The organism is Mumia sp. ZJ430 (assembly GCF_011751845.1).
Lineage (GTDB): Bacteria > Actinomycetota > Actinomycetes > Propionibacteriales > Nocardioidaceae > Mumia.
On record NZ_JAAHFK010000002.1, the window covers coordinates 589958 to 611452 of the forward strand.

General features: G+C 70.6%; 21 protein-coding genes and 1 pseudogene. 6 read left to right on the forward strand and 16 right to left on the reverse strand.

Features of this window, described 5'->3' with window-relative positions; genetic code table 11:
- Positions 1-117: 117 nt before the first annotated feature.
- Positions 118-531, forward strand: coding sequence for a TIGR03667 family PPOX class F420-dependent oxidoreductase (locus tag HCT63_RS09355; protein WP_167003470.1), 414 nt, complete (start codon positions 118-120; stop codon positions 529-531).
- Positions 532-608: 77 nt separating this feature from the next.
- On the opposite strand, the gene HCT63_RS09360 is transcribed toward HCT63_RS09355, so the two are convergent.
- The 3 genes from HCT63_RS09360 to rpsO form a co-directional block, all read right to left on the reverse strand.
- A complete protein-coding gene (locus HCT63_RS09360) occupies positions 609-1934 on the reverse strand; it encodes a pitrilysin family protein (protein ID WP_167003472.1) in 1326 nt (441 codons plus the stop codon).
- Entirely contained in the window at positions 1931-4162 is a 2232-nt protein-coding gene (locus tag HCT63_RS09365) for a polyribonucleotide nucleotidyltransferase (protein ID WP_167003474.1), read from the reverse strand. Before HCT63_RS09365 ends, HCT63_RS09360 begins: the two co-directional genes overlap by 4 nt.
- 324 nt (positions 4163-4486) lie before the next feature.
- Entirely contained in the window at positions 4487-4750 is a 264-nt protein-coding gene (rpsO, locus tag HCT63_RS09370) for a 30S ribosomal protein S15 (RefSeq protein WP_167004890.1), read from the reverse strand.
- A 214-nt stretch (positions 4751-4964) separates the two neighbouring features.
- Here rpsO and HCT63_RS09375 point away from each other — a divergent pair, with 214 nt between their 5' ends.
- Complete coding sequence (locus HCT63_RS09375; RefSeq protein ID WP_167003476.1) at positions 4965-5171, forward strand: hypothetical protein; 207 nt, start codon at positions 4965-4967, stop codon at positions 5169-5171.
- Between the two features lie 107 nt (positions 5172-5278).
- Positions 5279-6868, forward strand: coding sequence for a multicopper oxidase domain-containing protein (locus tag HCT63_RS09380; RefSeq protein WP_208322352.1), 1590 nt, complete (start codon positions 5279-5281; stop codon positions 6866-6868).
- Positions 6869-6881: 13 nt separating this feature from the next.
- Here the strand turns inward: HCT63_RS09380 and HCT63_RS09385 are convergent, their stop codons facing one another.
- The 11 genes and pseudogenes from HCT63_RS09385 to rimP form a co-directional block, all read right to left on the reverse strand.
- A complete protein-coding gene (locus HCT63_RS09385) occupies positions 6882-7841 on the reverse strand; it encodes a bifunctional riboflavin kinase/FAD synthetase (protein ID WP_243842962.1) in 960 nt (319 codons plus the stop codon).
- 65 nt (positions 7842-7906) lie between these two features.
- Positions 7907-8089, reverse strand: a complete 183-nt coding sequence (locus HCT63_RS09390; protein WP_167003480.1) for a hypothetical protein — start codon at positions 8087-8089, stop codon at positions 7907-7909.
- Between the two features lie 117 nt (positions 8090-8206).
- Positions 8207-8503: pseudogene (locus HCT63_RS09395) on the reverse strand (serine/threonine protein kinase); the annotation flags it as partial.
- Between the two features lie 198 nt (positions 8504-8701).
- Positions 8702-8857 carry a hypothetical protein gene (locus tag HCT63_RS09400; protein ID WP_167003482.1) on the reverse strand — a complete coding sequence of 52 codons (156 nt, stop codon included), beginning with the start codon at positions 8855-8857 and terminating at the stop codon, positions 8702-8704.
- 149 nt (positions 8858-9006) lie between these two features.
- Positions 9007-10239, reverse strand: a complete 1233-nt coding sequence (locus HCT63_RS09405) for a phospholipase D-like domain-containing protein (RefSeq protein ID WP_167003484.1) — start codon at positions 10237-10239, stop codon at positions 9007-9009.
- Between the two features lie 34 nt (positions 10240-10273).
- A complete protein-coding gene (truB, locus tag HCT63_RS09410) occupies positions 10274-11164 on the reverse strand; it encodes a tRNA pseudouridine(55) synthase TruB (protein WP_167003486.1) in 891 nt (296 codons plus the stop codon).
- On the reverse strand, positions 11161-11610 hold the full coding sequence (gene rbfA, locus HCT63_RS09415) for a 30S ribosome-binding factor RbfA (RefSeq protein WP_167004896.1): 450 nt from the start codon (positions 11608-11610) through the stop codon (positions 11161-11163). The genes truB and rbfA overlap by 4 nt, the downstream gene beginning before the upstream one ends.
- Before the next feature lie 87 nt (positions 11611-11697).
- Positions 11698-14673 (reverse strand): translation initiation factor IF-2, encoded by a 2976-nt coding sequence (gene infB / locus HCT63_RS09420; RefSeq protein ID WP_167003488.1) that lies wholly within the window; start codon positions 14671-14673, stop codon positions 11698-11700.
- Positions 14674-14788: 115 nt separating this feature from the next.
- On the reverse strand, positions 14789-15151 hold the full coding sequence (locus HCT63_RS20695) for a YlxR family protein (RefSeq protein WP_167003490.1): 363 nt from the start codon (positions 15149-15151) through the stop codon (positions 14789-14791).
- An 81-nt stretch (positions 15152-15232) separates the two neighbouring features.
- The gene (gene nusA, locus HCT63_RS09430) at positions 15233-16231 is read right to left on the reverse strand and encodes a transcription termination factor NusA (protein WP_167003492.1); all 999 of its coding nucleotides are present in this window, start codon (positions 16229-16231) and stop codon (positions 15233-15235) included.
- Complete coding sequence (gene rimP / locus HCT63_RS09435; RefSeq protein ID WP_167003494.1) at positions 16231-16689, reverse strand: ribosome maturation factor RimP; 459 nt, start codon at positions 16687-16689, stop codon at positions 16231-16233. The genes nusA and rimP overlap by 1 nt, the downstream gene beginning before the upstream one ends.
- A 155-nt stretch (positions 16690-16844) precedes the next feature.
- Here rimP and HCT63_RS09440 point away from each other — a divergent pair, with 155 nt between their 5' ends.
- The 3 genes from HCT63_RS09440 to HCT63_RS09450 are packed head-to-tail and all read left to right on the forward strand — an operon-like array spanning position 16845 to position 19040.
- Complete coding sequence (locus tag HCT63_RS09440; RefSeq protein ID WP_167003496.1) at positions 16845-17399, forward strand: hypothetical protein; 555 nt, start codon at positions 16845-16847, stop codon at positions 17397-17399.
- A complete protein-coding gene (locus HCT63_RS09445) occupies positions 17396-17842 on the forward strand; it encodes a ferritin-like domain-containing protein (protein ID WP_167003498.1) in 447 nt (148 codons plus the stop codon). The genes HCT63_RS09440 and HCT63_RS09445 overlap by 4 nt, the downstream gene beginning before the upstream one ends.
- A gap of 52 nt (positions 17843-17894) precedes the next feature.
- A complete protein-coding gene (locus HCT63_RS09450; RefSeq protein WP_167003500.1) occupies positions 17895-19040 on the forward strand; it encodes a GNAT family N-acetyltransferase in 1146 nt (381 codons plus the stop codon).
- A gap of 75 nt (positions 19041-19115) precedes the next feature.
- On the opposite strand, the gene HCT63_RS09455 is transcribed toward HCT63_RS09450, so the two are convergent.
- Both HCT63_RS09455 and HCT63_RS09460 read right to left on the reverse strand, forming a co-directional pair.
- The gene (locus tag HCT63_RS09455) at positions 19116-20876 is read right to left on the reverse strand and encodes a proline--tRNA ligase (protein WP_167003502.1); all 1761 of its coding nucleotides are present in this window, start codon (positions 20874-20876) and stop codon (positions 19116-19118) included.
- Positions 20877-20939: 63 nt separating this feature from the next.
- Positions 20940-21491 carry a hypothetical protein gene (locus HCT63_RS09460; RefSeq protein WP_167003504.1) on the reverse strand — a complete coding sequence of 184 codons (552 nt, stop codon included), beginning with the start codon at positions 21489-21491 and terminating at the stop codon, positions 20940-20942.
- Between the last annotated feature and the right edge of the window lie 4 nt (positions 21492-21495).

Consider the following 21495-nt stretch of genomic DNA (forward strand, 5'->3'; position numbering starts at 1 on the left):
GACGAACCTCACGTGCGCCTCGGAACCACCTGAAGATTCGCTGAAGACCTGAGGTGCCGCGCCGCGCTACGGTCGAGGCAGGACTCCGGCACGCGCCGGGACGAACAGGGGGACCCCATGACGTTCGATCCGACGACGATCCCCGCAGCGGTCGTCGACCGGTTGACCGAGGACTACGTGCTCTGGCTGACGACGGTGAACGCGTCCGGCGAGCCGACACCGACGCCCGTGTGGTTCGTCTGGTTCGACGGCGAGGTCTGGATCCGCAGCCAACCCGAGGGGGCGAAGATCGACCACCTCGCCGCGAACCCCCACGTCGCGCTCAACCTCAACAGCGACCGTACGGGCGGCGACGTGGTCGTCCTCAACGGCGCGGGCACCGCCCAGGACGCGATGCCCGACGCGGCGTGGGAGGCCTACGTGGCCAAGTACGACCAGCAGATCTCCGGCCTCGGCTTCACACCCGAGTCGTTCGCGGCGTCGTACGCGGTGCCGATCCACGTGACGCCCTCTCGTCTGCGCCACTGGTAGACCGCGTACGGAGCTCGCCGACGGCCGCGTCGTCGCGCCGGACACGCAGCCCCAGCGCTGACCCGCGGCGGATCGGCTCAGACGTCGAGCGCGTCGAGGGACTCGAACGGTCCGACGACGGCGAGCGCGGGCTTGCCGGCGAACAGCCGGGCGACCTCGCGGGTGTCGTCGAGCGTGACGGCGTCGATGTTGGCCAGGAGCTCGTCGAGGCTCGCGAGCTCGCCGTTGAGGAGGTCGGCCTTGCCGATCCGCGACATCCGGGACGCCGGATCCTCCAGGCCGAGGACGACACTGCCCTTCAGCTGGCCCTTGCCGCGCTCGAGCTCGTCGGCCGACGGTCCGCGCTCGGCGTAGGTCCCGAGCTCGTCCCGTACGACCTTGAGGACGTCGCGCAGCTTGCCGGGCGCGCAGCCGGCGTAGACGCCGAGCATGCCGGCGTCCGCATAGCTGGAGCCGAACGAGTAGACCGAGTACGCGAGTCCGCGCTTCTCTCGGATCTCCTGGAACAGGCGCGACGACATGCCGCCACCGAGCACGGCGTTGAGCACGCCCAGAGCGTGCCGCCGCTGGTCTCCCCGGGCCAGGCCCGGGAGCGCGGCGACGACGTTGGCCTGCTCGGTCGGACGGGTCACGAGCCCACGAGCCCGACGGAAGCGTGTCTTCGTGGCGCGCACACGAGGCGTCACCGGCTCGGCGTCGCCCGCAGCGGCCAGGAAAGGACCGAACGCGTCGGCTACCTGGGCCACGACACGGTCGTGGTCGACGTTGCCGGCGACCGAGACGACCATCGCGGACGGACGATAGCGGCGCCGGTAGTAGCGGACGATCTGCTCGCGCGACAGCGTGCGGATCGAGTGCGGGTCGCCCGCGACGGGGCGGCCCAGCGGCGTCGTACCCCATGCGAGGGACGACGCGAGGTTGTGGACGACGTCGTCAGGGTCGTCCTCGTTCATCGCGATCTCTTCGAGGATCACGTCACGCTCTGCCTCGACGTCCTCGGCTGCGATCACCGAGTCGGTGACCATGTCGGCGAGGACGTCGACCGCGAGCGGGAGGTCGTCGTCGAGTACCCGCGCGTGGTAGCACGTGTACTCCTTGCCGGTGAACGCGTTCATCTCGCCACCGACGGCATCGAGCGCCGCGGAGATCTCCAGCGCGGAGCGGCGCCGGGTCCCCTTGAACAGCAGGTGCTCGAGGAAGTGGGAGGCACCGGACAGGGTCGGGGTCTCGTCGCGAGACCCGACCCCGACCCAGATGCCGATGGTGGCCGTCCGCACGCCCGGCATGGCCTCGGTCACCACGCGCAGCCCGCCCGCGAGCACCGTACGGCGGACGAGGCCGCCTTCGGTGAGGAGGGTGCGTGTGGTTCCCGGGGCCTGTGCCGGGTCGAGCGGGACGGTCACTTGTCGGTGTCTGCCTCGGCCTCGTCGCCCGCGACCTCGGCGGTCTCGGTCTCCTCGACCACCGGAGTCAGCGACAGCTTGCCGCGGTCGTCGATCTCGGCGATCGCGACCATGACCTTCTGGCCGACCTTGACGACGTCGTCGACGTTCTCGACGCGCTTGCCGTCGTTGAGATCGCGCAGCTTGCTGATGTGCAGCAGGCCGTCCTTGCCCGGCATCAGCGACACGAAGGCGCCGAAGTTGGTCGTCTTGACGACCGTGCCGAGGTAGCGCTCGCCGACCTCGGGCATCGTCGGGTTGGCGATCGCGTTGATCGCCGCACGAGCCGCCTCGGCGGCCTCGCCCGACTCCGCACCGACATAGACGGTGCCGTCGTCCTCGAGCGTGATCTGAGCGCCGGTGTCGTCCTGGATCTGGTTGATGACCTTGCCCTTGGGGCCGATCACCTCGCCGATCTTGTCGACCGGGATGTGGATCGTGATGATCCGCGGCGCGTACAGCGACATCTCGTCCGGAGCCGCGATGGCCTCGTTCATGACGTCGAGGATCGTGAACCGGGCGTCACGCGCCTGGGTCAGCGCGCCCGCCAGGACCGACGCCGGGATGCCGTCGAGCTTGGTGTCGAGCTGCAGCGCGGTGACGAACTCGCGGGTGCCGGCGACCTTGAAGTCCATGTCGCCGTAGGCATCCTCGGCGCCGAGGATGTCGGTCAGGGTGACGTACTCGGTCGAGCCGTCGACCTCACCCGAGATCAGGCCCATGGCGATGCCCGCGACCGGGGCGCGCAGCGGCACACCGGCGTTGAGCAGCGACATCGTCGAGGCGCAGACCGAGCCCATCGAGGTCGAGCCGTTGGAGCTCAGCGCCTCGGAGACCTGACGGATCGCGTACGGGAACTCCTCGCGCGTCGGCAGCACCGGCATGAGAGCGCGGCCAGCGAGCGCGCCGTGACCGATCTCGCGACGCTTCGGCGAGCCGACCCGGCCGGTCTCACCGGTCGAGTACGGCGGGAAGTTGTAGTTGTGCAGGTAGCGGCGCGCACGCTCGGGCGAGAGCGTGTCGAGCTTCTGCTCCATCGTCAGCATGTTGAGCGTGGTGACACCCAAGATCTGGGTCTCGCCGCGCTCGAACAGCGCCGAGCCGTGGACGCGCGGGATCGTGCCGACCTCGGCGTGCAGCGTACGGATGTCGGCCAGGCCGCGTCCGTCCATGCGAACCTTGTCGGTGAGCACACGCTCGCGCACGAGCTTCTTGGTGACCGCGCGGACAGCCGCACCGATCTCCTTCTCGCGACCCTCGAACTGCTCGCCGAGCTTGTCGAGCACGTCGGCCTTGATCGCGTCGAGACGCTCCTCACGCTCCGCCTTGCCGGCGATCGTGAGGGCCTCGCGCAGGTCGTCGGAAGCCGCTGCCTCGACGGCGTCGTGCACGTCGTCCTGGTAGTCGAGGAAGACCGGGAACTCCTGCACCGGCTTGGCGGCGGACGCGGCGAGCGCGGCCTGTGCCTCGCACAGCGTGCGGATGAACGGCTTGGCGGCCTCGAGGCCCTCGGCCACGACCTCCTCGGTCGGCGCCTTGGCGCCACCGCGGACGAGGTCCCACGTGACGTCGGTTGACTCGGCCTCGACCATCATGATCGCGACGTCGTCGCCCGCGATCCGGCCCGCGACGACCATGTCGAACACGGCGTTCTCGAGCTCGGAGTGCTTCGGGAAGGCGACCCACTGGCCGTCGATCAGCGCGACGCGGACGCCGCCGATCGGGCCCGAGAAGGGCAGGCCGGAGATCTGTGTCGACGCCGACGCGGCGTTGATCGCGAGGACGTCGTAGGCGACGTCAGGGTTGAGCGAGAGGACGGTGATGACGACCTGGACCTCGTTGCGCAGACCCTTCTTGAAGGTCGGGCGCAGCGGGCGGTCGATCAGGCGGCACGTGAGGATCGCGTCCTCGCTGGGCCGGCCCTCGCGGCGGAAGAACGAGCCGGGGATGCGGCCCGCGGCGTACATCCGCTCCTCGACGTCGACCGTCAGAGGGAAGAAGTCGAAGTGGTCCTTGGGGTGCTTGCCCGCCGTGGTCGTCGACAGCAGCATCGTGTCGTCGTCGAGGAAGGCAGTCACTGCACCGGCGGCCTGGCGAGCCAGCACACCGGTCTCGAAGCGGATCTCCCGCTTGCCGAACCGACCGTTGTCGATCACAGCAGTCGTGGAGTGAATCTCGGGTCCCGTCATGGGTACCCCTTTCTCACGCGCATCCGCGCGTGGGTCTCGCGGAGCAGTCACGCGAGCGGGTCGTGCGCACCTTCGTGGGTGCGCCGGCTCCGATGGGCGCCGGTCTTCGATCGAGGTCCGCGAAGTGCGAGCGTCTCGTACGCCGCCATCCGCGAGCCACTACCGAGGACCGAGCGTCGACCCGGGCGCTGCTCCGTCTGTGAGGTGGTGCGATATGAAGTTGTCAGGTCGAGGATGTCCTTGAGCCCAGTCTGCCTGAGCCCGGACCCCTCGTGCATGCGACGAACGGCCCGTCCGTGGCGGAGGGGCCGCTCGTCGCCGAGATCATCGACGCAGGCCGAGGCGCTCGATGAGGCCGCGGTAGCGCGCGATGTCGTTCTTCTGGAGGTAGTTCAGGAGGCGACGGCGCTGGCCGACCATCAGCAGCAGGCCGCGCCGGCTGTGGTGGTCGTGCTTGTGCGTCTTGAGGTGCTCCGTCAGGTGCGCGATGCGCGCCGTGAGGAGTGCCACCTGGACCTCCGGAGAACCGGTGTCGCCCTCAGTCGTCGCGAACTCCGCGATGATGTCCTTGCGGTCGACGTCCTTGATCTCGGCAGGGGTGTACGTCTTGGTCGCGCTCACGCGGTCTCCTTGTGGTCGTTGCACGGCGCGCCGGGGCAGGTTCACCCGGGCACTCTGGATCCGTGGCCGTTCTGACGGCAGCGTCCAGGATATCAGCGGCCCCGTAGCATCCCTAATCTGCGCTTGCCCCTGCTCCCCCGGGCGCGCACGATCGGAGGTACCGACCGAACGAGGGGGACGCATGTCCGAGTTCGAGACCGAATCCTACGACGCCGAGGCGCCGCTCGACGAGGACCAGCCCGACGAACGTCTCACACCCGACCCCGACGTCGACCCGCAGCCCGGCATCGACGTCGACGAGGTCGATCCGGATGCCGAGGCGAACGAGGCCGACCAGATCGACCAGGCGTGGGAGGTCGTGCTCGACGACGACACCGAGCGCGGGTGAGGTGACCGTCACGACCCACCGTACCGGGTCGGGGTCGCCCCGGAACGAACCCTGAGATCGCTCCGAAGCCTTTGCTCCGTACGCCCTGGTGGGCCCAACCTAGGAGCGTGTCCTCAGGATCTGCAGCTCCCGCCCGCCCGCGCCGTCGCCGGCCCCTCGTGCTCGCGCTCGTGGCCGTGGTCTCGCTGGTCGTCCTGGCCGTCGGTGGGTTCGGCGTCTTCATCGCGGTGGCTCTGGTGACCGCGAAGGTCGACACCATCGGCGAGGTAGCCTTCGACCGCCCGCTCGCGGTCCCGCCGCTCGCCCCGTCGCGGGTCGACGCCAACGGGACCCGCGTCTTCGCGCTGCGGATGCAGCAGGGCGAGTCCGACCTCGGGGCGGGGCGACCGACGCCGACGTGGGGGTTCGACGGGGACTACCTCGGGCCGACGCTACGCGCCGCGCGTGGGGAGAAGGTCCGCGTCGAGGTGACCAACGGCGTCAGCGAGGCGAGCACCGTCCACTGGCACGGGATGCACCTCCCGCCAGCGATGGACGGCGGCCCGCACCAGTCGATCGAGCCGGGAACGACCTGGAAGCCGCACTGGACGATCGACCAGCCGGCGGCGACCCTCTGGTACCACCCGCACCCCCACGGCCAGACCGCCGCGCACGTACGACGAGGGCTGGCGGGGATGTTCCTCCTCGACGACGCCGTGGGTACGGACGCCCCCGTCGCGCAGGTGCTCCCCCACGAGTACGGCATCGACGACGTCCCGCTGATCGTCCAGGACGTCCGGTTCGAGGACGACGGCACGCTGGACGAGAACGGCTCGTTCCTGAGCCCCGTCGGGCTGCTCGGCGACACGACCCTCGTCAACGGGACGCCGGGGCCGTACGACGAGGTCACCGCCGAGCGCACCCGCTACCGGATCCTCAACGCCTCGAGCGCCCGGACGTACACGTTCACCTTCTCCGACCGGCGGGAGTTCGCGCTCGTCGGGACCGACGGCGGGCTCGTCGAGAAGCCCGTCGCGCTCCGCGAGGTGGTGCTCACGCCCGGGGAGCGGGCGGAGATCGTCGTCACGATGACACCGGGCGAGCGCACCGTCCTGCGCAGCGCCCCGCTCCCTGACGACCGCGGTTCCGGCAACCGGCTCGCCGGGGACGACGACGAGCTCGACATCCTCGAGCTGCGCGCCGCCGACACGCTGACCTCGTCCGCGCCTCTCCCCCGCCGACTCGCCGCCGCACCGGACGTCGACCCCGACGACGCGGTACGCACCCGGAGCTTCACCATCAGCGCGTTGGAGGTCAACGGCCGAAAGATGGACATGAACCGCGTCGACGCCCGGGTCGAGGCGGGATCGACCGAGATCTGGGAGCTGTCGGCGCGCGACGGGAGCCCGCACAACTTCCACGTGCACGACGTCCAGTTCCGGGTGCTCGACGTCGGCCGCCGTGACCCGGCGCCCGATCAGCGTGGGTGGAAGGACACGGTGAACGTACGGCCGGGCGAGCCGGTGCGGATCGCGATCCGCTTCGACCTGCCCTCCGGAGCCGACGGCCCGGGCGACTCGCCGTACATGTTCCACTGCCACCTGCTGCGCCACGAGGACTCCGGCGCGATGGGCCAGTTCCTCGTCGTTCCGCCAGGTCAGGGTTCCGACAGTGCCGAAGGCGACCCCGTCGCCCCGTCGACCACCCACCGGCACTGACAGAAAGGCACCCTCACCTCGAGGTGCCGAGGGCCTCTCGCACGTCGCGGACGTCTCGATGCATCCGGCCGATGAGCGACTCCACGTCGTCGAAGCGGATCTGGCCGCGGACCCGCGAGACGAAGGACACCGAGACGTCGACCCCGTAGAGCTCGAGATCGTCGCGGTCCAGCACGTACGACTCGACCCGACGCTGGTTGCCGTCGAACGTCGGGTTGGTGCCGACGCTGATCGCCGCCGACAGCACGTCACCGGTGTCGTAGCGGCGGAGCCACCCGGCGTACACGCCGTCGGCGGGCACGGCGCAACCGACGGGCGGGAGGACGTTCGCGGTGGGGAAGCCCATCTGGCGCCCCCGCTTGTCCCCCTCGATAACCGTGCCGCGGACGCTGTGGGGGCGTCGCAGCACGCGCGCCGCCTCGGCGACGTCGCCCTCCGCGACCAGCGCACGGACGTACGTCGAGGAGTAGACCGTCTCGCTGTCTCCGTCGAGCCCGACGCCTTCGGCCACGAAGCCGTGAGCGACGCCGCTCTTGATGAGGGTGTCCACGTCGCCGGCCGCCTTGCGCCCGTACGTGAAGTTGGCGCCGACGACGACTCCCGCCACCCGCAACTGACCGATCAGGATGCGCTCGACGAACTCCTCAGGACTCCACGAGGCCATCTCGGTGCCGAAGCCCAGCACACGGACCTCGTCGGCGCCCGCCTCCTGGAGCAGGGCGACGCGCTGCTCGACCGTCGTGAGCAGGTCGGGCGCACGGTCGGGCGCGAACACTGCCGTCGGGTGCGGGTCGAAGGTCACCGCCACCACCTCCAGCGGGGTGCCCGGGGACAGCTCGGCCGCGCGCTCGCGGGCGCGGGCCAGCACGTGCCGGTGTCCGACGTGGACGCCGTCGAAGACTCCGACGCACACCACACTGGGCTCGGTGCGCGGTTGAGTACGCGCGCCCTCGATCGCTCGCCAGACATTCACAGGGCAACTGTGCCACGGACGACCGACGGGCTCGCGCTCGTCCCCCCGACAGGATGAGAGTCCTCTCATCCTCGCTTCATGTTCTTGCGATGCTGAGCAAGGACGGTGAACGCCATGACGTTGTCGACCAAGATCGCCCTCGCACTCCTGGGTGTGCTGATCGCCATCGTCGGAGGGACGGCGGCGATGGCCGCGATGAGCACCCCCAGCCCGTCGCCTGCGGACACCGACCCGGTCCGGTCACCCAAAGTCCAACCTCCCCCACGGCCCCGACGGCCACCGCAACGTCGGCCCCGTCGCCGACCGATGACGACGCCGGCGAACACGACTGAGCGCGACCACAGGCTTCTCCGTACGGCAGAGCATCACCGGGGTGGTCGCGCTGCGACCTCGCGCGGCTCCGGGCGGTCGTCCGGGCCCGGCGCCATGCAGGTGTCGATGACCTCGGCCACGTCGACCGGCACGAAGTAGGGCATCGGCCGCGGCCGACTCACCAGCTGGCGATAGCGGACCTCGAGGGCGTCGTCGCGGTGCCCGATCTCGTACGGCCCGTAGCCGCACGCGCCGAGGTAGAGCGTCGCGCCGAGGCCCCACACGTCGCTGGCGGGCGACGGCACACCGTACCCCTGCGGATCGGCCTGCTCGGGCGCGAGGTAGTCGTCGGTCCCGACGACGTAGCCGTGCGGGGGCGCCCATGATGACGCTGCTGGGCTTGACGTCGAGGTGCACCACGTCGCGTACGCGCAGGTAGTGCAGTGCCGACGCCAGCTCGAGCCCGAGCGGCAGCAGCTGCTGGACCGGCAGTGCGCCGTGCTTGCGTACGAGCGAGGAGAGGCGCGGGCCGTCGAGGTTCTCGAGGATCAGGTACGGCCGTGCCGCGGGCCGTCGCGCCGGACGCCGAACCGGCGCACGATCGCGGGATGGGCCAGATCGGCGAGCGTGTCGGCCTCGCGCTCCAGCCCGCGAAGGGTGGTGGGGTCATCGGTCTGGTCGGGCCGTACGACCTTGACGACCACCGGGGCGTGCAGGATCTCGTCGAACGCGAGGTAGGCCTCGTACGCATTGCCTCCGCCCCGCAGCTATCTGAGACGATGCCGACCCGCGGTGAGACCGCTATGAGGCTGCCGTGAGAGCCCTCTTATGCCGCGTTCACCGGACCAGACGGTCAGAGAAGCGGGCGCAAGGGGACCAGGACGGCCTCGCTGAACCTCGCGCCCCACCGGCGGGTCGCCCACTCCTCGAGGGTGAGCTCGCGCGTGGCAGTGGAGTCGTTGGCGAAGACCTCGTCCATGAGGGCGGCGACTCCTTCGTCGACGATCTCGGCGTTGACCTCGTAGTTGCCGGTGAGGCTGAGCCGGTCGATGTTGGCCGTGCCGATGGTCGACCAGCGCCCGTCGATCGTCGCAGTCTTCGCGTGGACCATCGCCCCCTGGAAGAGCAGGATCCTGACCCCGCCCTTCAGCAGCTGCGTGTAGAAGCCGCGCGACAGCCAGTCGGCGAGCACGTGGTTCGAGACCTCCGGGACCAGCACGCGGACATCGACGCCACGCTGCGCCGCGCGCAGGAGCGCGGCAAGGATGTCCCGGTCAGGGATGAAGTAGGCCTGCGTGATCGCAATCGAGCGGCTCGCCCGGTCGATCGCGTCGAGATACATGTTGCGGATGGGGAAGGACAGGTGGATCGGAGAGTTGCGGTGCGCCCGTACGCGAGGCTCCCACTGCACGGCGCCGGGGTCGGGCAGGTCGGACGTCCCCCGGTCGCGGTGGAGGTTCCAGAAGTCGACGAACGCGTTGTTGAGCTCCCACGTCAGCGGCCCCTCAAGACGCAGGTGGGTGTCACGCCACTTCGTCGCGTAGTCGGAGCCGATGTTGTATCCGCCGACGAACCCCACCTTGCGGTCGACCACCAGGATCTTGCGGTGGTCACGGCCCGTCTTGCGCAGCCGCAGCACGAGGATCCACGGGTTGAAGAACGGGTAGCGCAGCACGTTCACCGAGGCCGGGAAGCGCTTGAACGAACGCTTCACCACGAAGTTCGCGAACGAGTCGAAGATGACGTGGACCTTGACACCGCGCTCAGCGGCCGCGATCACCGCCTGCTTGAACTCCTCACCGACCTCGTCGCCCTTCCAGATGTACGACTCGAGGAGGATCTCCTGACGGGCGCCTCGGATCTCGGCGAGCATCGCGTCAAACAGGTCACGTCCGTAGGTGAAGACCGTCAACGTCGACTCGCCGACCTTCTCCGAGATCGGCGGCAGCCGCGGGAACGTGACCGCGTCATCCTCCTTACGCCGCTTGCGGCGCGCGTCGACCGTCATCAGCACCGCGGCGACCAGGACGATCAGGACGAACCAGATCAGGACCACCCAGAGGACCACCGAGAGCAGCGTCGACATGGGGACAAGCGTAGGTGCTGGGACTGCCGCCGGCTCAGCCGACGAAGACCGCGACCGGACGTGCGTCGGCGCCGCGCTGCTCGTAAAGCGCCAAGAACGCGCCGTCAGGTGCGAAAACCGCGACCGGGCCGTCCGCGCCGAGCGTGAACTCCCGCAGCGGTCGCCCGAAGCGCACCTCCGCTGCCTCCTGCTCACCGAGGTCGACGCTCGGGAACGACGCGCGTGCCGCGTCGTCGAGGCCCAGCACCGTGAACTCCTCTGCGAGCTCGTCGAGCGTACGGGCGACATCGAGGGAGACCCCGCCGACTCGCGTACGACGCAGCCGCGTGAGGTGGCCCCCGACGCCGAGCGCAGCGCCGAGGTCGCGCGCGAGCGCCCGCACGTACGTCCCGCTCGAGCACGTCACGACGGCCTCGACGTCGACCGCGCCCTCGGGTGCAGGGCGCAGGCCGGCAAGCGCGAACTGCGAGACAGTGACCGGTCGCGCGGCGAGCTCGACCTTCTCCCCCGCTCGGACACGCGCGTATGCCCGCTTGCCGTCGACCTTGATCGCCGACACCGACGACGGCACCTGGGCGATGTCGCCGGTCAGGGCGAGCGCCGCCTCACACACCTGCGCGAGGGTCAGCCCGGACGCGTCCACGCGTGTCACGAGCTCGCCGTCCGCGTCGTCGGTCGTCGTCGACTCGCCCAGCCGGATCGTGGCCTCGTAGTCCTTGTCGTGGCCGGCGAGGTGTCCGAGCAGGCGCGTCGCCCGGTTGACGCCGAGCACGAGCACCCCGGTCGCCATCGGATCGAGCGTCCCCGCGTGGCCGACCTTGCGGGTGCCGGCGAGCCGGCGGACCCGCCCGACGACGTCGTGCGACGTCCAGCCAGCAGGCTTATCGACGACGACCAGACCGCTCGGCGTCGCCTCGGTGCTCACTCCCTGCCGTCGAGGTCGTCGGACTCGTCGAGCTCGTCGGCGTCCTTGACCTTGTACGGGTCGGGGTCGCCGGCGTACTGCGCACGCGCGGCCTTCTCCGCGACCCTGGCGTCACGCTCGCGCGCACGGCCCAGAAGGTCCTCGATCTGGCGTGCGTTCTCCGGGACGGCGTCACGGACGAACTCCAGCGACGGCGTGTGGCGCATGCCGAGCTGCTTGCCGACCTCGGATCGGATCAGCCCCTTGGCGCTCTCGAGCGCCACGGCGGTGCCCTCGAGCTCCTCCGCGTCACCCATCACGGTGTAGAACACGGTCGCGTGCTGGGTATCGCCCGTGACCCGAACGTCCGTCACCGTGACGAACCCCAGCCGGGGGTCCTTGATCCGGCGGTCGAGCATCTCGGCGACGACGACCTTGATCCGGTCGGCCACCTTGTTGACCCGCATGCTTCCCACGACTTACTCCTTCTTACGTGGAGACGGGGTGCCGCACGCGTGCGGCACCCCGTCTCACTCAGCGTTGACCGTACGGTCTCAGCTCCGCGGAATCTCCCGCATCTCGAACGTCTCGACGATGTCGCCGATCTTGATGTCGTTGAATCCCTTGAGCGTCAGACCGCATTCGAAGCCCTCGCGGACCTCGGTGACGTCATCCCTCTCACGCCGCAGGCTCGCGAGGTCGAGGTTGTCCGCGACGACCGCGCCGTCACGCAGCAAACGCGCCTTGGAGTTCCGCTTGATCGACCCGGAGATGACCATGCAGCCTGCGATGTTGCCGATCTTGGAGGAGCGGAAGATCTCGCGGATCTCCGCACGGCCCAGCTGGGCCTCCTCGAACTCCGGCTTGAGCATGCCCTTGAGGGCAGCCTCGATCTCCTCGATCGCCTGGTAGATGACCGAGTAGTAGCGGATCTCGACACCCTCGCGGTCAGCGACCTCGGTGGCCTTGCCCTGCGGACGGACGTTGAAGCCGATGATGACGGCGTTCGACGCGGCAGCGAGCATGACGTTGGTCTCGGTGATCGCACCGACACCGCGGTCGATGACCCGCAGCGCGACGTCTTCGCCGACGTCGATCTTGCTGAGTGCGTCCTCGAGCGCCTCGACCGAACCTGAACCGTCACCCTTGAGGATGAGGAGCAGCTCGTCGGTCTCGCCCTTCTCCATGTGCTGCATGAAGTCCTCGAGCGTCCGGCGGCCGGCACGCTGCGCGAGAGCGGCGTTGCGCTCGCGCGCCTCGCGCTTCTCGGCGATCTGCCGGGCCATCCGGTCGTCGGGGACGACCATGAAGTTGTCACCGGCGCCCGGCACGGCCGTGAGGCCGAGCACGAGGACGGGACGGGAGGGGTCAGCCTGGTCGACGTTGTCGCCGTGCTCGTCGAGCATGGCGCGCACGCGGCCGTGGGCAGGACCCGCGACCATCGAGTCGCCGACCTTGAGCGTGCCGCGCTGGACCAGCACCGTGGCGACCGGACCGCGTCCACGGTCGAGGTGTGCCTCGATCGCGATGCCCTCCGCCGCCTGGTGCGGGTTGGCCCGCAGGTCGAGCGAGGCGTCGGCGGTCAGCACGATGGACTCGAGGAGCCCGCCGATGTTGAGCTGCGACTTGGCCGAGACGTCGACGAACATCGTGTCGCCGCCGTACTCCTCGGGCACGAGTCCGTACTCGGTGAGCTGGCCGCGCACCTTGGTCGGGTCCGCGTCGGGCTTGTCGATCTTGTTGACCGCGACCACGATCGGCACGTTGGCCGCCTTGGCGTGGTTGAGCGCCTCGACCGTCTGCGGCATCACGCCGTCGTCGGCCGCGACCACCAGCACCGCGATGTCGGTCGCCTGGGCACCACGGGCTCGCATGGCGGTGAACGCCTCGTGACCCGGGGTGTCGATGAAGGTGATGCGACGCTCGGTGCCGTCGACGTCCGTCGCCACCTGGTAGGCACCGATGTGCTGGGTGATCCCACCGGCCTCCTTGTCGACCACGTTGGCCTGACGGATGGCGTCGAGCAGCTTGGTCTTGCCGTGGTCGACGTGACCCATGACGGTGACCACCGGCGGACGCGCGGCGAGGTCATCCTCGTCACCCTCGTCCGAGCCGAACTCGATCTGGAACGACTCGAGCAGCTCGCGGTCCTCGTCTTCGGGCGAGACGACCTGGACGTCGTAGTTGAGCTCGTCGCCGAGGATCTGCAGGACCTCGTCGTTGACCGACTGCGTCGCGGTCACCATCTCGCCCAGCGCGAACAGCACCTGGACGAGCGAGGCCGCGTCGACGCCGATCTTCTCGGCGAAGTCGGTCAGCGACGCACCACGCGGCAGGCGGATGGCCTGACCGTCGCCCTTGCGGACGCGGACGCCACCGACGGCCGGTGCCTGCATCTGGTCGAACTCTTGACGCTTCGCGCGCTTGCTCTTGCGTCCGCGGCGAGCGGGACCGCCCGGGCGACCGAACGCGCCCTGCGTGCCACCGCGGCCACCGCGACCCGGACCGGGACGGCCACCGCCGCCAGCGAAACCACCGGGACGAGGACCGCCGCCACCGGCACCGGCACCTGCACCGCCACCGCCGGGACGGCCACCGCCGCCACCGGGACGACCGGCACCTGCCGGGGCGCCACCGCGACCACGACCGCCACCACCGGGACCGCCGCGTGCGGGACCGATGGAGCTCTGCTTGGGCATCATCGCCGGGTTGGGGCGCGGCATGCCCGGACGGGGCGCGGGTGCGCCACCCTCACGAGAGGCAGGCGGACGCGGCGGCATGCCGGGACGAGGAGCGCCCTCGCGCTGGCCGTCGCGCGGAGCACCCTCACGGGTGCCGCCGTCACGGGCGCCACCGTCGCGAGGGGCACCGTCGCCACCGCGACCCGGGCGCTGCATGCCTTGGGTCGACGAGAACGGGTTGTTGCCCGGGCGAGGGCCACCACCGGGGCGACCGCCGCCGGCGCCGCCTGGACGCGGGCCGGGACGGCCCGCCCCACCCGGACGCGGACCCGACGCACCCGGACGCGGAGCGTCCGAGCGTGCGGCGGGCGTCTCGGGGCGAGGCGCGGGGCGTGGTGCCGGACGGGGTCCGGACGGCTTCGGCGCAGGCGCCTCCGTGGGCGGGGCCTGCGGTGCGGACTCCGCCACGGGTGCCTCCGGCGCTGCCGCCACCGGCTCCGGAGCGGGCTCCGGCTCGGGGACGGGCTCTGCCTTGGGGGGCGCCGGCTTCTTGCGGGGCCCGGGCATCGGCGCACCCGGGGTCGGGGTTGCCGTCGCTGTGCCCTCAGCGGGCGCGGCGTCAGCGGGCGCGGCAGACTGTGCAGCCCCCGCGGGCTTCCTCGACGTCTTCTTCGCGCCCTGGGCGCGGAACTGGTCGCCGTACTTCTCGGTGAGCCGGCGGATGACCGGCGCCTCGATCGTGGACGACGCGGAACGTACGTACTCGCCCATGTCGTTCAGCGCTGACAGCACGTCCTTGCTGGTGACGCCGAACTCCTTGGCGAGTTCGTGGACTCGGACCTTGGCCACTGTTCTCCTCTTCAGGGGCGATCCGAGCCCCTGAAAGGGCGCAGACCGCTAGTTGATGTGCATGCTCATCGAACGGAAATCATCGACTGCTCATGAGCGTGTGCTCCACTTCTGTCTACGCACCGCCTGTTGACGGTGCCGGCTGCGTCTGCCTGGTCGATCCTCGTACGTAGGCGTCGAGCGGTCCGATGTCCAACGGCCCCTCCAGGCGGAGGGCCCGTGCGAACGCCTTGCGCTGCGTCGCTCGTTCGAGGCACGCGACGTCGAGGTGCAGGTGCGCCCCACGTCCCGGTGCTGCGCCGCGAAGATCAGGCGTGACGAAGGTAATCGCCTCGCCGTGGATCGCCACGACCCGAACCAGATCGGATTTGTCGCCTCGCTCCCGGCAGCCGATGCACGTACGAACGGGCCGTACACGTACCGGAGCCTCCGGAGCCTCGTCGTGTGACGCGCCACCGGCTGGAGTCGAGTGATTCACCGTCTGTCAGTCTAGCGGGTCGCTCCTGGCGCTGTCGCCCACCCTGCTCGACATCCGTCGCAGCAGGGCGGACGACACCTCTCAGCGCCTCGCCGAGTCCTGCACGACCTCGGTGTCAGGCCGGATGTCGATGCGCCAGCCGGTCAGACGCGCGGCGAGGCGGGCGTTCTGCCCCTCCTTGCCGATCGCCAGCGACAGCTGGAAGTCGGGCACGATCACCCGGGCCGCCTTGGCGTCCGGGTCCACGACCGTGACCGAGCTCACCTGCGCCGGCGAGAGCGCGTGCGCGATGTACTCGGTTGGCTCCTCGGAGAAGTCGACGATGTCGATCTTCTCTCCGTGCAGCTCGGACATCACGTTGCGGACCCGCTGGCCCATCGGACCGATCGAGGCACCCTTCGCGTTCACGCCCGGCGCGGTCGAGCGTACGGCGATCTTGGTCCGGTGACCGGCCTCCCGGGCGATCCCGGCGATCTCGACAGTGCCGTCCTCGATCTCGGGGACCTCGAGGGCGAACAGCTTCTTGACGAGGTTGGGATGGGTGCGCGAGACCTGGACCTGCGGACCACGCGGTCCACGGCGCACGCTGGTCACTAGCGCCTTGATCCGCTCGCCGTGCTCGTACGACTCCCCCGGCACGCGCTCGGCGACCGGCAGCAGCGCCTCGACACGACCCAGATCGACGAGGACGTCACCGGGCTCGCGGCCCTGCTGGATCACGCCGGACACGATGTCGCCCTCGCGTGCGGCGAACTCCCCGAAGCGCTGCTCGTCCTCGGCGTCGCGCAGCCGCTGCAGGATGATCTGCTTGGCAGTCGTCGCCGCGATCCGTCCGAAGTCGTCGGGGGTGTCTTCGAACTCCTCGGTGAGGGTGAAGCCGTCCTCGGTCTCCACCCGGTCGCGCGCCCAGACCACCACGTGGCCGGACCGGCGGTCGAGCTCGACCCGCGCGTTGCTGCGGGCACCCGGCGTGCGGTGGTACGCGACCAGGAGCGCCTGCTCGATCGCCGTCACGACGACGCCGAGAGGCAGGTCCTTCTCGTGCTCCAGAGTGCGCAGCACCGCCATGTCGATGTCCATCAGACGTCCTTCCGCTTCAGCTCGGGCTCGATCTTTGCCTTCTTCACGTCCTCGTACGCCACGTCCCGCTCCCCAGTCTCGGTGCGGATCACAGCACCCGCATCGTCGGCGGAGAGGATGCGGCCCTCGAACACGTCGCCCTCTGCAGGCGTCACCTTGACCCAGCGGTCGACGTTGCGCGACCAGTGGCGAGGCAGGGTCAGCGGGCGGCTCGTGCCACGCGTGGAGACCTCCAGCGTGTACGGAGCCGACCCCAGGTCGTTGTTGTCGTCGAGGGCCGTCGAGACGGCCCGGGTGACCTCGGCGATGTCGTCGAGGTTCAGGGCGTTCTCGGCGTCGACGACGACGCGCAGGACTCGCCCCCCAGTGAGCTCGACGGCGTCGAGGTCCAAGCCGCGCGAGGTCACGACCTCGTCCAGCGCCTGCCGGAGGGTGTCGGGGACCGGTGTCGTTGCCATGGCACGCCTCCGTTTTCTGTTGTACCGCGCGTACGTCGTACGCACGGGGCGCTTCCGAGCCAGGGACAAGTCTAGGGCGTCGCCGAGAACGTCACGCGGCGGCCGACCCGGGTCGCGCAGGACCGTGTTCACGGCGCCTCCGATAGCGTGAGGGCGTGACCATTCTCGGTGCGGCGCCCCGCCACGGGGTCGGCCGCCGAACGCTCCTGCTCGGCTCCGGCGCGGTGGCGCTGTCGGCCGTCGCAGGGTGCTCGTGGCTCGACCGTAAGCCGGAGGATCCCGCCGCCGAGGTCCACCCGGACCGCGAGCGCCTGGTCTCCGCGCGCGACGAACAGGAAGCCCTCCTCGCCGCGGTCCGCGCGACCGCGGCGGCCCACGCAGGGCTCGCCGGGTCGCTCGCCGCGTTGGTCGCACGCAGCGAGGAGCGCCTCGCTGCACTCGACGAGGCCCTCGGCGACGACTCCTCCCCTGCGACCGACACCCCGCCATCCCCGGGCGCCACCGCACCAGAACCCACCTCACCCGCTGTCCCGCCCCGTCCGGCGGCCGCGATGAGCGCGCTGATCACCCAGACCCGCACCGCCGAGACCGCCCGCAGCGGCGACTGCGGCACGGCGGTCGACGGCGGGGTCGCGCGCCTCCTCGGCGCGCTGGCGGCCGGCTACGCCCAGGACGTGGTGGTCCTTCGCCGTCAGCGAGGCGCCGCGTGAGGCGCGACGGCGACCATGGCGCCGGCGTCGAGACCGATCCGACGGATGCCTGGCAGAACGCCCTCGCCGGCGAGCACGCCGCGGTCTACGCGTACGGGCTGATCGCGGGTCGGCTCGCGGAGGGCTCTGCCGTGCAGCGCCAGGCCGCGTCCGCGTTCGCCCTGCACCGCAAGCGCCGCGACGACGTGATGGCGCGCCTGGTCCGCGACGGTCAGACGCCCGTGGAGGCACAGCCCGCGTACGAGACCGGCGCGGTCGACAACGCGGCGGGCGCCCGGCGCGTCGCGCAGGCGGTCGAGGCCGGGCTGTGCCGCAGTTGGCTCGTGGTGGTCGGGGTGACGACGGGCGCGGCACGCACCTACGCGGCCACCGCGCTCACGGAGTCGGCCACGACGCTGCTCGCGTGGGGCGGGCAGCCCAGCGCGCTCCCCGGCGTCTCCTGAGCCGGGCAAAACCGACGAGACGTCCGCGGACCGGTGTGCGAAGGTGCGGTCCATGACCTTCCCGACAGCGGCCTTCCCTGACGACGTCCCCGTGCTGCGGGACGGCGACGTGGAGCTGCGCGCCCACCGCGAGGACGACCTCGACGCCCTCGTCGAGCAGTGCCTCGACCCGCAGAGCGTGGCGTGGACGATGATCCCCCGCGGGTACGACGCGGCGATGGGCCTCGAGTTCCTGACGACGACCGTCCCGCAGGGATGGCGTACGGGGTCCGAGCGGGCGTTCGCGGTCGTGGCCACCCACCCCGACGGGCGCCGGCGCTACGCAGGCACCGTCTCGTTGCGCGACCTCGGGTCCGGCAGGGCTGACGTCGGCTTCGTCGCCCACCCCGCCGTACGTGGCCTCGGCGTGATGACCCAGGCGCTCGACCTGCTCCTCGACTACGCGTTCGACACGCTCGCGACCCAGACGGTCATCTGGTGGGCGGTACGCGGCAACTGGGGGTCGCGCAAGCTCGCGTGGCGCTGCGGGTTCACCTTCGGCGGCACGGTGCACCGCTGGCTCGCGGAGCACGGCGGCTACCAGGACGCCTGGGTGGCGACGCTGCACCGCGACGACGAGCGGGCACCGCTCGGCCACTGGTGGTCGCTGCCGACGCTGGAGGGTGAGGACGTGGTCGTACGACCGCTGCGCGCGGACGACGACGCACGGATCGTCGAAGGCGGCAACGACCCGGCCGTCCAGCGCTGGATGCCGACGTTCCCCACCCCGTACCGGCTCGAGGACGCCGCGGCGTTCCGCGCGCTGGTGACCGACGCGGCGGCGACCGGTTCGTCCTTCTCGTGGGCGGTCGCCGACCCGCGGACCGACCTCCTGCTCGGAGCGGTGGGCATCCCGCGCCGTACCGACACGAGCGTCGAGATCGGCTACTGGCTGCACCCGGACGCCCGAGGGCACGGGTATGCGCAGGCGGCGACCGAGACCCTCGTCGCGCACGCGTTCACGCCGCGCGACATGGGCGGGATGGGAGCGCTTCGGGCGTACGTGCGCGTCGACGAGCTCAACCGCGACTCGCTCGCGGTGGCGAGAGCATGCGGGTTCGAGATGTCGGGGACCGAGCGGGCCGGTCAGGTGCGGCGCAACGGCACGTTCGCCGACATGCTCGTGCTCGAGCGTGTCAACCCCCTCATCGACTTCTGAGGCAAGGGCGCAGGAGCGCGGTCCATCAGTGCCAGGATGTGGCACCGATGGACCGCACAGTGCCCACGACAGGCGTCAGCGCGAGGCGAGCTGCTCGACGACGAGGTCCAGCGGGACATTCTCGCGGACGCCGGTCTTGCGGTCCTTGACCTCGACGACACCCTCGGCGAGCCCACGGCCGACCACGACGATCGTCGGGACACCGATGAGCTCGGCATCCTTGAACTTCACGCCGGGCGAGACCTTGGGACGGTCGTCGTACAGCACCTCGACCCCAGCGGCCTCAAGCTCCCCGGCAAGACGCGCCGCGGTGTCGAAGACCTCGGTGTCCTTGCCGGTGGCGACGACGTGCACGTCGTACGGGGCGACCTCGGCGGGCCACACGATGCCGGACTCGTCATGGCTGTTCTCGATGATGGCCGCGACCGCGCGCGAGACGCCGATGCCGTACGAGCCCATGGTGACCGTGACGAGCTTGCCGTTCTCGTCGAGCACCTTCAGCCCGAGCGCGTCGGCATACTTGCGGCCGAGCTGGAAGATGTGGCCCATCTCGATGCCGCGCGCGAGCTCGAGCGGACCCGAGCCGTCCGGAGCGGGATCGCCGGGGCGGACCTCGGCGGCCTCGATCGTGCCGTCGGGCGTGAAGTCTCGTCCGCACACGAGGTCGAAGACGTGCTTGCCGGGCTCGTCGGCGCCGGTCAGCCACGCCGTGCCGCGCGCGACGCGAGGGTCGACGAGATAGCGGATGCCGGAGTCGGACTCCTCCCCGAGCGTCTGCGGGCCGATGTAGCCGCGGACCAGTGCGGGCTGCTTGGCGAAGTCGCCGTCCTCGAACGCGTCGATCTCACCCGGGGCGACCTGGGCCTCGAGCCGCTTGAGGTCGACCTCGCGGTCGCCGGGGAGCCCGACGACGAGGACCTCGCGGGAACCGTCGGGCTGGCGGACCCAGAGGACGACGTTCTTGAGGGTGTCGGCCGCGGTCCAAGGACGGTCGTCGCGCGGGAAGCGCGCGTTCGCCAGCGCCACCAGGGTCTCGATCGTGGGCGTGTCCGGGGTGTCCTCGACGTGGGCCGCGGGGAGCGACGCGATCTGCTCGTCGCTCAGCGGCTCCGGCGCAACGGTGGTCACCGCCTCGACGTTCGCCGCGTATCCCCCCGGCGAGCGGACGTAGGTGTCCTCGCCGTTGACGGCGGTCGCGAGGAACTCCTCGCTCGCCGAGCCGCCCATCGCTCCGGAGACGGCCTGGACGATGACGTAGTCGAGACCGAGCCGGTCGAAGATCCGGATGTAGGCCTCGCGGTGCTCTTCGTACGCACGCTTGAGGCCGTCGTCGTCGACGTCGAAGGAGTAGGAGTCCTTCATGATGAACTCGCGCCCGCGCAGCAGGCCCGCGCGGGGTCGCGCCTCGTCGCGGTACTTCGTCTGGATCTGGTAGAGCGCGAGCGGCAGGTCCTTGTAGGACGAGTAGAGGTCCTTCACGAGGAGCGTGAACATCTCCTCATGGGTGGGGCCGAGCAGCATGTCGACGTCGCGCCGGTCCTTGAGGCGGAACAGGTTCGGTCCGTACTCCTGCCAGCGCCCCGTCGCCTCGTACGGCTCCCTGGGGAGCAGCGCGGGGAACGACACCTCCTGGGCGCCGATGCGGTTCATCTCCTCGCGGACGATCCCCTCGACCTTGCGCAGCACCCGCAGACCGAGCGGGAGCCACGAATAGATGCCGGGAGCCGCGCGACGCACGTACCCCGCTCGAACCAGGAGACGGTGCGACGGGACCTCCGCGTCCGCCGGGTCCTCGCGAAGGGTACGGAGGAAGAGACGAGACATGCGGGTGACCACGGGCGTACTCCTGGTTCGGGGTGGGTGTGCGGTGCCCAGCCTAGCGACCGGGCACGAGACGGATCAGCCGCGGCGGACCCACGCGGACAACCCGTGGCGGGCGTCGGGGAAGGTGTCGGACCCGCCCAACACGGCCGCCGAGGCGGGCGCCGGGCCGCGTGTCAGCTCGTCCTCGCGCTCCACGACTTCGGCCCGGACGCGGACCGCCGTGTTGGAGCCGCCGAGGCAACGGTGCGGGATGCGGACCGTGATCGACCGCCTTCCGAAAGCGACCTGGTCCCCCCTGCACCGGACCACGGCGCCGACATCGCGGCGTACGAGGGAGGCGCGGTGCCACCGGCCGTCGAAGCGGGCCCTGGTCACCGCGAACATCGGGCGGTGCCGGGGCTTGACGGTGACCGAGACCAGGCCGAGCTGTGAGTTCTTCAGGCCTGGCACCGACAGCCGGACGACGACCGCGTGCTTCTTGTTGGCGACCTTCACCTTCGTGATGTCGAGGGCAGAGGTCGCGTCACCACGTGTGTCGGAGAAGCCGCGCGTCTTGGCTGCCGCCGGTGAGGCGGCTGCACCGACGACGAGCGCCGATGCAGCCATCCCGACCGCGAGCACACGCATCCCG

What these genes read in the sequence shown, in the direction of transcription:
- HCT63_RS09355 (WP_167003470.1), top strand. Translation starts at nt 118, where the DNA reads ATGACGTTCGATCCGACGACGATCCCCGCAGCGGTCGTCGACCGGTTG.
- HCT63_RS09365 (WP_167003474.1), bottom strand. Translation starts at nt 4,162, where the DNA reads ATGACGGGACCCGAGATTCACTCCACGACTGCTGTGATCGACAACGGT.
- HCT63_RS09375 (WP_167003476.1), top strand. Translation starts at nt 4,965, where the DNA reads ATGTCCGAGTTCGAGACCGAATCCTACGACGCCGAGGCGCCGCTCGAC.
- HCT63_RS09405 (WP_167003484.1), bottom strand. Translation starts at nt 10,239, where the DNA reads ATGTCGACGCTGCTCTCGGTGGTCCTCTGGGTGGTCCTGATCTGGTTC.
- rbfA (WP_167004896.1), bottom strand. Translation starts at nt 11,610, where the DNA reads ATGCGGGTCAACAAGGTGGCCGACCGGATCAAGGTCGTCGTCGCCGAG.
- nusA (WP_167003492.1), bottom strand. Translation starts at nt 16,231, where the DNA reads ATGGACATCGACATGGCGGTGCTGCGCACTCTGGAGCACGAGAAGGAC.
- rimP (WP_167003494.1), bottom strand. Translation starts at nt 16,689, where the DNA reads ATGGCAACGACACCGGTCCCCGACACCCTCCGGCAGGCGCTGGACGAG.
- HCT63_RS09450 (WP_167003500.1), top strand. Translation starts at nt 17,895, where the DNA reads ATGACCTTCCCGACAGCGGCCTTCCCTGACGACGTCCCCGTGCTGCGG.
- HCT63_RS09460 (WP_167003504.1), bottom strand. Translation starts at nt 21,491, where the DNA reads ATGCGTGTGCTCGCGGTCGGGATGGCTGCATCGGCGCTCGTCGTCGGT.